The 8,552-nt window shown below is 42.6% G+C and carries 13 protein-coding genes and 1 pseudogene; all 14 read left to right on the top strand.

The window, feature by feature from the left end; genetic code table 11:
- The first annotated feature begins 144 nt into the window (after window positions 1-144).
- Window positions 145-546, top strand: coding sequence for a 30S ribosomal protein S12 (rpsL, locus tag JCM16496_RS17310; protein WP_005825712.1), 402 nt, complete (start codon window positions 145-147; stop codon window positions 544-546).
- 159 nt (window positions 547-705) lie between these two features.
- Complete coding sequence (gene rpsG, locus JCM16496_RS17305; RefSeq protein WP_005825710.1) at window positions 706-1,182, top strand: 30S ribosomal protein S7; 477 nt, start codon at window positions 706-708, stop codon at window positions 1,180-1,182.
- A 57-nt stretch (window positions 1,183-1,239) separates the two neighbouring features.
- Window positions 1,240-3,357: an elongation factor G gene (gene fusA, locus JCM16496_RS17300; protein ID WP_025835828.1), complete on the top strand. Its 2,118-nt coding sequence runs from the start codon at window positions 1,240-1,242 to the stop codon at window positions 3,355-3,357.
- 86 nt (window positions 3,358-3,443) lie between these two features.
- Entirely contained in the window at window positions 3,444-3,749 is a 306-nt protein-coding gene (gene rpsJ, locus JCM16496_RS17295) for a 30S ribosomal protein S10 (protein WP_004291244.1), read from the top strand.
- Window positions 3,750-3,768: 19 nt separating this feature from the next.
- Entirely contained in the window at window positions 3,769-4,386 is a 618-nt protein-coding gene (gene rplC / locus JCM16496_RS17290; RefSeq protein WP_025835826.1) for a 50S ribosomal protein L3, read from the top strand.
- The gene (rplD, locus tag JCM16496_RS17285; RefSeq protein ID WP_005825707.1) at window positions 4,386-5,012 is read left to right on the top strand and encodes a 50S ribosomal protein L4; all 627 of its coding nucleotides are present in this window, start codon (window positions 4,386-4,388) and stop codon (window positions 5,010-5,012) included. Before rplC ends, rplD begins: the two co-directional genes overlap by 1 nt.
- Before the next feature lie 16 nt (window positions 5,013-5,028).
- Complete coding sequence (gene rplW / locus JCM16496_RS17280) at window positions 5,029-5,322, top strand: 50S ribosomal protein L23 (protein WP_005825706.1); 294 nt, start codon at window positions 5,029-5,031, stop codon at window positions 5,320-5,322.
- Window positions 5,323-5,327: 5 nt separating this feature from the next.
- A complete protein-coding gene (rplB, locus tag JCM16496_RS17275; protein ID WP_005825705.1) occupies window positions 5,328-6,152 on the top strand; it encodes a 50S ribosomal protein L2 in 825 nt (274 codons plus the stop codon).
- A 20-nt stretch (window positions 6,153-6,172) separates the two neighbouring features.
- Window positions 6,173-6,442 carry a 30S ribosomal protein S19 gene (rpsS, locus tag JCM16496_RS17270; RefSeq protein WP_002558070.1) on the top strand — a complete coding sequence of 90 codons (270 nt, stop codon included), beginning with the start codon at window positions 6,173-6,175 and terminating at the stop codon, window positions 6,440-6,442.
- Between the two features lie 36 nt (window positions 6,443-6,478).
- Window positions 6,479-6,888 (top strand): annotated as a pseudogene (gene rplV / locus JCM16496_RS17265) (50S ribosomal protein L22).
- 5 nt (window positions 6,889-6,893) lie between these two features.
- A complete protein-coding gene (rpsC, locus tag JCM16496_RS17260) occupies window positions 6,894-7,625 on the top strand; it encodes a 30S ribosomal protein S3 (RefSeq protein ID WP_004291235.1) in 732 nt (243 codons plus the stop codon).
- 21 nt (window positions 7,626-7,646) lie between these two features.
- On the top strand, window positions 7,647-8,081 hold the full coding sequence (gene rplP, locus JCM16496_RS17255; protein WP_004291234.1) for a 50S ribosomal protein L16: 435 nt from the start codon (window positions 7,647-7,649) through the stop codon (window positions 8,079-8,081).
- Window positions 8,082-8,086: 5 nt separating this feature from the next.
- Complete coding sequence (gene rpmC / locus JCM16496_RS17250) at window positions 8,087-8,284, top strand: 50S ribosomal protein L29 (RefSeq protein WP_025835822.1); 198 nt, start codon at window positions 8,087-8,089, stop codon at window positions 8,282-8,284.
- The gene (gene rpsQ / locus JCM16496_RS17245; RefSeq protein WP_005825701.1) at window positions 8,281-8,550 is read left to right on the top strand and encodes a 30S ribosomal protein S17; all 270 of its coding nucleotides are present in this window, start codon (window positions 8,281-8,283) and stop codon (window positions 8,548-8,550) included. Before rpmC ends, rpsQ begins: the two co-directional genes overlap by 4 nt.
- Window positions 8,551-8,552 lie beyond the last annotated feature (2 nt).

Raw genomic sequence — 8,552 nt, 5'->3', positions numbered from 1 at the left:
ACTCTTCACATCAAGGGCGAAGCGTAAAATTAAAAAAAAACTTGTAGTGCATTGATTATTCAAAACTTATTAGTATCTTTGCAGCCCAAAAGTGTATAATTTTGAATTAATATAAACAATAATATATAACTAAAAACAATTAAAATGCCTACAATTCAGCAATTAGTAAGAAAAGGACGCGAAGTGCTGGTGGAGAAATCAAAGTCTCCTGCCTTGGACTCTTGTCCTCAAAGACGTGGCGTTTGCGTGAGAGTGTACACAACCACTCCGAAGAAACCGAATTCAGCTATGCGTAAAGTAGCTCGTGTACGTTTGACCAATGGTAAAGAGGTGAACTCTTATATTCCGGGAGAAGGTCACAACTTGCAGGAACACTCTATTGTATTGGTACGCGGCGGTCGTGTGAAAGACCTTCCGGGTGTACGTTATCACATCGTACGTGGTACTTTGGATACTGCAGGTGTCGCAGGTCGTACACAAAGACGTTCCAAATACGGTGCAAAACGTCCGAAGCCGGGCCAAGCAGCTCCTGCTAAGAAGAAATAATCTGGCGGCCTGATGCCCAAAAAAACAGAAAAAATTAAAAGTAATAACTTACGTTTTAGTTTGTTGGAGATGCTAAAGGTTGAGTAAATTCTCCGGAGGGAGAGTTGAAGAAGACAGAAGTAAACAACCAAGAACGAAAAACATTATTCTTTCAGACAAATGAGAAAAGCAAAACCAAAAAAACGCGTTATCCTGCCGGATCCCGTGTTCAATGATGTAAAAGTTTCCAAATTCGTGAATCACTTGATGTACGATGGAAAGAAGAACACTTCTTATGAAATCTTCTATGCTGCGTTGGAAACAGTGAAGAACAAAATGCAGAATGAAGAGAAATCCGCTCTTGAAATTTGGAAAAAAGCACTGGATAATGTAACTCCCCAAGTGGAGGTTAAGTCTCGCCGTGTGGGTGGTGCTACTTTCCAGGTTCCTACAGAAATCCGTGCTGACCGTAAAGAGTCAATTTCAATGAAGAACTTGATTATCTTTGCACGTAAGCGTGGTGGTAAATCAATGGCTGACAAGCTGGCTGCTGAAATCATGGATGCATTCAACGAACAAGGCGGTGCTTACAAGCGTAAAGAAGATATGCACAGAATGGCAGAAGCTAACCGTGCATTTGCCCATTTCAGATTCTAATACTATAAGAGACTAACCAATTAGAAGATTAAAAACTTAAAGTAAGGGAATTAGAAAATGGCAAAGAATGATTTACATTTGACACGTAATATCGGTATCATGGCTCACATTGATGCCGGAAAAACAACAACCTCTGAACGTATTTTGTTTTACACGGGATTGACCCACAAAATCGGTGAGGTACACGATGGTGCCGCTACAATGGACTGGATGGAGCAAGAGCAGGAACGTGGTATTACTATCACTTCTGCTGCTACTACCACTCGTTGGAAATATGCCGGTGATACTTATAAAATCAACTTGATTGACACCCCGGGACACGTTGACTTTACCGCCGAGGTAGAGCGTTCTTTGCGTATTCTTGATGGTGCTGTTGCTGCTTACTGTGCAGTAGGTGGTGTTGAACCGCAATCTGAGACAGTTTGGCGTCAAGCTGATAAATATAACGTACCGCGTATCGCTTACGTTAATAAAATGGACCGTTCCGGTGCTGACTTCTTTGAAGTAGTTCGCCAGATGAAGGATGTTTTGGGTGCTAATCCGTGTCCTATAGTTGTTCCTATCGGTGCTGAGGAGTCTTTCAAAGGTCTGGTAGACCTTATTAAAATGAAAGCTATTTATTGGCATGATGAAACAATGGGTGCGGACTATACAGTAGAGGAAATTCCTGCAAACCTGGTAGATGAAGCTAACGAATGGAGAGATAAGATGCTCGAAAAAGTGGCTGAGTTTGACGATGCTTTGATGGAGAAATATTTCGATGATCCTTCTACTATTACAGAAGAAGAAGTGTTGAGAGCTCTCCGCAATGCTACTGTACAGATGGCTGTAGTTCCGATGTTGTGCGGCTCTTCATTCAAGAACAAGGGTGTACAGACATTGCTCGACTATGTTTGCGCATTCTTGCCTTCTCCGCTGGATACAGAAAATGTTGTCGGTACAAACCCTGACACTGGTGCTGAAGAAGATCGCAAGCCGAGCGAAGACGAAAAGACTTCTGCATTGGCATTCAAGATCGCAACTGACCCGTATGTAGGTCGTTTGACTTTCTTCCGTGTTTATTCTGGTAAGATTGAGGCAGGTTCTTATATCTACAATTCTCGCTCAGGCAAGAAGGAACGTGTATCCCGTCTGTTCCAGATGCATTCTAACAAGCAGAACCCGGTAGAAGTTATCGGTGCCGGTGATATTGGCGCCGGTGTTGGTTTCAAGGATATACATACTGGTGATACATTGTGTGACGAAACTGCACCGATTGTATTGGAATCTATGGACTTCCCGGAACCGGTAATTGGTATTGCAGTTGAGCCTAAGACTCAGAAGGATATGGATAAGCTGTCAAATGGTCTGGCTAAGCTGGCTGAAGAAGACCCGACGTTCACAGTTAAGACTGACGAACAGACTGGTCAGACAGTTATTTCCGGTATGGGTGAGCTTCACTTGGATATTATCATCGACCGTCTGAAACGTGAGTTCAAGGTTGAATGTAACCAGGGTAAGCCTCAGGTTAACTATAAGGAAGCTATCACTAAGACAGTCAACTTGCGTGAAGTTTACAAGAAGCAGTCCGGTGGCCGTGGTAAGTTTGCTGATATTATAGTGAACATTGGCCCGGTTGATGAAGACTTCAAGGAAGGTGGATTGCAATTCGTTGATGAAGTGAAGGGTGGTAACATTCCTAAGGAATTTATCCCATCTGTACAGAAGGGCTTTACTACCGCCATGAAGAATGGTGTGTTGGCAGGTTATCCGTTGGATTCACTGAAAGTAACCTTGATTGACGGTTCTTTCCACCCTGTTGACTCTGATCAGTTGTCTTTCGAAATCTGCGCTATCCAGGCATATAAGAATGCTTGTGCTAAGGCAGGTCCGGTATTGATGGAGCCTATTATGAAGCTGGAGGTTGTTACTCCGGAAGAAAACATGGGTGATGTTATCGGTGACTTGAACAAGCGTCGTGGCCAGGTGGAAGGTATGGAATCCAGCCGTTCCGGTGCACGTATCGTGAAGGCAATGGTGCCGCTGGCAGAAATGTTCGGTTACGTAACAGCATTGCGTACCATCACTTCTGGTCGTGCAACCTCTTCAATGGTATACTCTCACCACGCTCAGGTTTCCAGCTCTATTGCCAAGGCAGTATTGGAGGAAGTGAAGGGTCGTGCTGACTTAATCTAAAAAAACTTGAGGTCCCGTAGGCTAGCGAATGACTCTTAGCCTACGGAACTTCATCTTATATAACTATTTAATAACTAAAGACAGTAATGAGTCAAAAAATTAGAATCAAACTGAAATCTTACGACCACAACTTGGTTGACAAGTCAGCTGAGAAGATTGTAAGAACGGTAAAGACAACGGGCGCCATCGTTAGCGGTCCGATTCCTCTTCCTACGCACAAGCGTATCTTTACCGTGAACCGTTCGACTTTCGTTAACAAGAAGTCGCGTGAACAATTCGAACTCTCTTCTTACAAGAGACTGATTGACATCTATAGCTCAACAGCTAAGACGGTAGATGCTCTGATGAAGTTGGAGTTGCCAAGTGGTGTGGAAGTAGAAATCAAAGTGTAAGTATTAAAAATTAAGTGAAATGCCAGGATTATTAGGAAAAAAAATCGGAATGACATCCGTTTTCAGTGCCGAGGGTAAGAATGTACCATGCACTGTTATCGAAGCAGGTCCTTGTGTTGTTACTCAAGTGAAAACTGTAGAAAAGGACGGTTATGAAGCTGTTCAGTTGGGCTTCCAGGACAAGAAGGAGAAGCACACTACAAAGCCTTTGATGGGCCACTTTAAGAAAGCTGGAGTAACTCCCAAGAAACACTTGGCTGAGTTCAAAGAATTTGAAACAGAGTTGAATCTGGGTGACACTGTTACCGTGGAACTGTTCAATGACGTAACTTTTGTTGACGTTGTGGGTACTTCTAAGGGTAAAGGTTTCCAGGGTGTAGTAAAACGTCATGGTTTCGGTGGTGTAGGCCAGACTACTCACGGTCAGCACAACCGCGCTCGTAAGCCGGGTTCTATCGGTGCTTGTTCTTACCCTGCAAAAGTATTCAAGGGAATGCGTATGGGTGGACAGCTTGGTGGCGACAGAGTAACTGTTCAAAACCTGCAGGTATTAAAGGTAATCGCGGAGCACAATCTTCTTTTGATTAAGGGATCTGTTCCTGGTTGCAAAGGTTCAATCGTAATAATTGAGAAATAATGGAAGTTAACGTATATAACATTAAAGGTGAAGACACTGGGAGAAAGATTACGTTAAACGAGTCTATCTTCGGAATTGAGCCCAACGACCACGCTATCTACTTGGATGTTAAACAGTTTATGGCTAACCAGCGTCAGGGTACACACAAGTCAAAGGAAAGAAGCGAAATCAGTGGTTCTACTCGTAAAATCGGTCGCCAGAAAGGTGGCGGTGGTGCACGTCGTGGTGACATGAACTCACCGGTACTGGTTGGTGGTGGACGCGTGTTCGGTCCGAAACCGAGAGATTACTACTTCAAATTAAATAAAAAAGTAAAGGCTCTGGCTCGTAAGTCAGCTTTGTCATACAAGGCTCAGAACAACGCGGTTGTAGTGGTAGAAGACTTCTCTTTTGAAGCTCCGAAGACTAAAGATTTCGTTGCAATGACAAAAAATCTTAAAGTTTCTGACAAAAAGCTGCTTGTGATTTTACCGGAAGCAAATAAAAACGTATATTTGTCGGCTCGTAATGTGAAGGGTGCTAATGTGCAGACTATCTCAGGGTTAAATACTTACAGAGTATTGGACGCTGGGGTTGTTGTGTTTGCTGAAAGTGCACTTTCTGCTATCGACAATATCTTAATGTAAAAAGGAGGCTTAAATAATGGGAATTATTATTAAACCGTTAGTGACAGAGAAGATGACTGCAATTACTGATAAGACGAACAACCGTTTCGGCTTTATCGTGCGTCCTGAAGCTAATAAACTGGAAATTAAGAAGGAAGTTGAAGCCCTTTACAACGTTACAGTAGTTGATGTGAATACAATGAAGTATGCCGGCAAAAACAAGAGCCGCTATACTCGTGCCGGTATCATCAACGGACGTACGAATGCGTTCAAAAAAGCTATCGTTACGTTGAAAGAAGGAGATACTATTGATTTTTATAGCAATATTTAATAAAAATGGCAGTACGTAAATTTAAGCCCACAACACCGGGGCAAAGACATAAAATTATTGGTACTTACGAAGAGATTACTGCACGGGTACCAGAAAAGTCTCTTGTATTTGGTAAGAAATCTTCAGGTGGTCGTAACAACGAAGGTAAGATGACCATGCGCTACATCGGTGGCGGTAGTAAGAAGATTATTCGTATCGTAGATTTCAAGAGAAATAAAGACGGTGTGCCTGCAGTGGTTAAAACAATTGAATACGATCCGAACCGTTCGGCTCGTATCGCTTTGTTGTTTTATGCAGATGGAGAAAAAAGATATATTATTGCTCCCAATGGATTGCAAGTTGGTACGACTTTGATGTCAGGTGAAACTGCCGCTCCGGAAATCGGAAACGCACTTCCGCTTCAGAATATTCCGGTCGGTACTGTAATTCACAACATCGAATTACGTCCGGGACAAGGCGCTGCCTTGGTTCGCTCGGCTGGTAACTTCGCTCAGTTGACTTCTAGAGAAGGTAAGTACTGCGTTATCAAGTTGCCTTCAGGTGAGGTTCGTCAGATCCTCAGCACTTGTAAGGCTACTATCGGTAGTGTAGGTAACTCAGATCATGGATTGGAAAGTTCAGGTAAAGCTGGACGTTCTCGTTGGTTAGGACGTCGTCCGCGTAACCGTGGTGTTGTTATGAACCCGGTTGATCACCCGATGGGTGGTGGTGAAGGACGTGCTTCAGGAGGACACCCGAGATCTCGTAAGGGATTGTACGCTAAGGGTCTTAAGACAAGAGCTCCGAAGAAACAATCGTCTAAGTATATTATTGAGAGAAGAAAGAAGTAATCTGATTAATTGAGTAAATTATGAGTCGTTCATTAAAAAAAGGTCCGTATATTAACGTTAAGCTTGAGAAAAAAGTGCTTGCCATGAATGAATCGGGCAAGAAAGTGGTAGTTAAGACCTGGGCCAGAGCTTCAATGATTTCGCCTGATTTCGTAGGCCATACTGTTGCAGTTCACAACGGAAATAAATTTATTCCTGTTTATGTTACCGAAAATATGGTGGGACACAAGTTGGGCGAATTTGCTCCAACTCGTACTTTCAGAGGACACGCTGGTAACAAGAAAAAATAAGACAGGATTTATCTGAAATAATAAAGTAATAATATAATGGGAGCAAGAAAAAAAATATCGGCTGAAAAAAGAAAAGAAGCCTTAAGACCATGTATTTTGCGAAATTGCAAAATGTTCCTACTTCCCCCCGTAAAATGCGTCTCGTGGCTGACATGATTCGCGGGATGGAGGTGAACAGAGCACTCGGCGTTTTGAAGTTCTCTTCAAAAGAGGCTGCCGCAAGAGTGGAAAAGTTGCTGCGCTCTGCAATTGCTAACTGGGAGCAGAAAAACGAACGTAAAGCTGAAAGTGGTGAGTTATTCGTAACCAAGATTTTTGTTGATGGTGGTGCTACACTCAAAAGAATGAGACCGGCTCCGCAGGGTAGAGGTTACAGAATTCGTAAACGTTCAAACCACGTAACGTTGTTCGTTGGTTCTAAAAGTAATAACGAAGATCAAAATTAAGGTAAATGGGACAAAAAGTTAATCCAATAAGCAACCGTTTAGGAATCATCAGAGGATGGGATTCCAATTGGTATGGTGGAAAGAATTACGGCGACTCTCTGCTGGAAGATAGCAAGATTCGTAAATATTTGAACGCTCGTCTGGCAAAGGCAAGTGTATCAAGGATTGTAATCGAACGTACACTGAAACTCGTGACTATTACCGTTTGTACTGCACGTCCGGGTATCATTATCGGCAAAGGTGGCCAAGAAGTTGACAAGTTGAAGGAGGAGTTGAAGAAGGTTACGGATAAGGATATTCAGATTAATATCTTCGAAGTTAAAAGACCTGAGCTGGACGCTGTTATCGTGGCTAACAACATTGCCCGCCAGGTTGAAGGCAAAATTGCCTACCGCCGTGCCATCAAGATGGCCATTGCCAATACAATGCGTATGGGTGCGGAAGGTATCAAGATTCAGATTTCAGGACGTTTGAATGGTGCAGAAATGGCCCGTTCTGAAATGTATAAGGAAGGAAGAACTCCGTTGCACACTTTTAGAGCAGATATCGACTACTGTCATGCAGAAGCATTGACAAAGGTTGGTCTTCTCGGTATTAAAGTTTGGATTTGTAGAGGTGAAGTTTATGGTAAGAAGGAGTTGGCTCCGAACTTTACGCAAAGCAAGGAAAGTGGTCGTGGAAGCAATAGCGGAAACAATGGCGGAAAGAACTTCAAAAGAAAGAAAAATAATCGCTAACGAATTTGATTTTTAGGAATTATGTTACAACCGAAAAAAACAAAATTCAGAAGACAACAAAAAGGCCGTCAAAAGGGTAATGCCCAAAGAGGAAACCAGTTGGCTTTCGGATCTTTTGGTATTAAGGCCTTGGAAACGAAATGGATTACAGGCCGTCAGATTGAAGCTGCGCGTATTGCAGTGACAAGATATATGCAACGTCAAGGACAGATTTGGATTCGTATTTTCCCCGACAAACCTATTACCAGAAAGCCTGCTGATGTGCGTATGGGTAAAGGTAAGGGTGCACCGGAGGGATTCGTTGCCCCAGTTACACCGGGTAGAATTATTATCGAAGCCGAAGGAGTATCTTATGAAATCGCTAAAGAGGCTTTGCGCTTGGCTGCACAGAAGCTTCCTATCACAACTAAGTTTGTGGTTAGACGTGATTATGATATTCAAAATCAAAATGCGTAAGGAGTATGAAAATAGCAGAAATTAAAGAGATGCCTACCAACGACTTGGTAGAAAGAGTAGAAGCAGAAGTAGCTAATTACAACCAAATGGTTTTAAATCATTCTATTTCTCCTTTGGATAATCCTGCTCAGATCAAACAATTACGCAGGACTATTGCGCGTATGAAAACAGAATTACGCCAAAGAGAACTTAACAATAAATGATGAGCTTGATGGAAGCAAGAAATTTAAGAAAAGAAAGAACTGGGGTTGTGCTGAGCAACAAGATGGATAAGACCATTACAGTAGCAGCTAAGTTTAAGGAAAAACACCCCATATATGGTAAGTTCGTTAGCAAGACGAAGAAGTACCATGCTCATGATGAAAAGAATGAGTGCAATATCGGCGATACTGTACACATCATGGAAACTCGTCCTTTGAGCAAGACTAAGAGATGGAGATTGGTAGAAATAATTGAAAGAGCTAAGTAATT

The sequence above is a fragment of the Bacteroides rodentium JCM 16496 genome (assembly GCF_000614125.1).
GTDB classification, from domain to species: domain Bacteria; phylum Bacteroidota; class Bacteroidia; order Bacteroidales; family Bacteroidaceae; genus Bacteroides; species Bacteroides rodentium.
This window is presented reverse-complemented; position numbering and strand designations above follow the sequence as displayed.

Excerpts from the sequence above, each read along its gene's own strand:
- rpsL (WP_005825712.1), top strand. The coding sequence starts at position 145 with ATGCCTACAATTCAGCAATTAGTAAGAAAAGGACGCGAAGTGCTGGTG.
- rpsG (WP_005825710.1), top strand. The coding sequence starts at position 706 with ATGAGAAAAGCAAAACCAAAAAAACGCGTTATCCTGCCGGATCCCGTG.
- fusA (WP_025835828.1), top strand. The coding sequence starts at position 1,240 with ATGGCAAAGAATGATTTACATTTGACACGTAATATCGGTATCATGGCT.
- rpsJ (WP_004291244.1), top strand. The coding sequence starts at position 3,444 with ATGAGTCAAAAAATTAGAATCAAACTGAAATCTTACGACCACAACTTG.
- rplC (WP_025835826.1), top strand. The coding sequence starts at position 3,769 with ATGCCAGGATTATTAGGAAAAAAAATCGGAATGACATCCGTTTTCAGT.
- rplD (WP_005825707.1), top strand. The coding sequence starts at position 4,386 with ATGGAAGTTAACGTATATAACATTAAAGGTGAAGACACTGGGAGAAAG.
- rplW (WP_005825706.1), top strand. The coding sequence starts at position 5,029 with ATGGGAATTATTATTAAACCGTTAGTGACAGAGAAGATGACTGCAATT.
- rplB (WP_005825705.1), top strand. The coding sequence starts at position 5,328 with ATGGCAGTACGTAAATTTAAGCCCACAACACCGGGGCAAAGACATAAA.
- rpsS (WP_002558070.1), top strand. The coding sequence starts at position 6,173 with ATGAGTCGTTCATTAAAAAAAGGTCCGTATATTAACGTTAAGCTTGAG.
- rpsC (WP_004291235.1), top strand. The coding sequence starts at position 6,894 with ATGGGACAAAAAGTTAATCCAATAAGCAACCGTTTAGGAATCATCAGA.
- rplP (WP_004291234.1), top strand. The coding sequence starts at position 7,647 with ATGTTACAACCGAAAAAAACAAAATTCAGAAGACAACAAAAAGGCCGT.
- rpmC (WP_025835822.1), top strand. The coding sequence starts at position 8,087 with ATGAAAATAGCAGAAATTAAAGAGATGCCTACCAACGACTTGGTAGAA.
- rpsQ (WP_005825701.1), top strand. The coding sequence starts at position 8,281 with ATGATGAGCTTGATGGAAGCAAGAAATTTAAGAAAAGAAAGAACTGGG.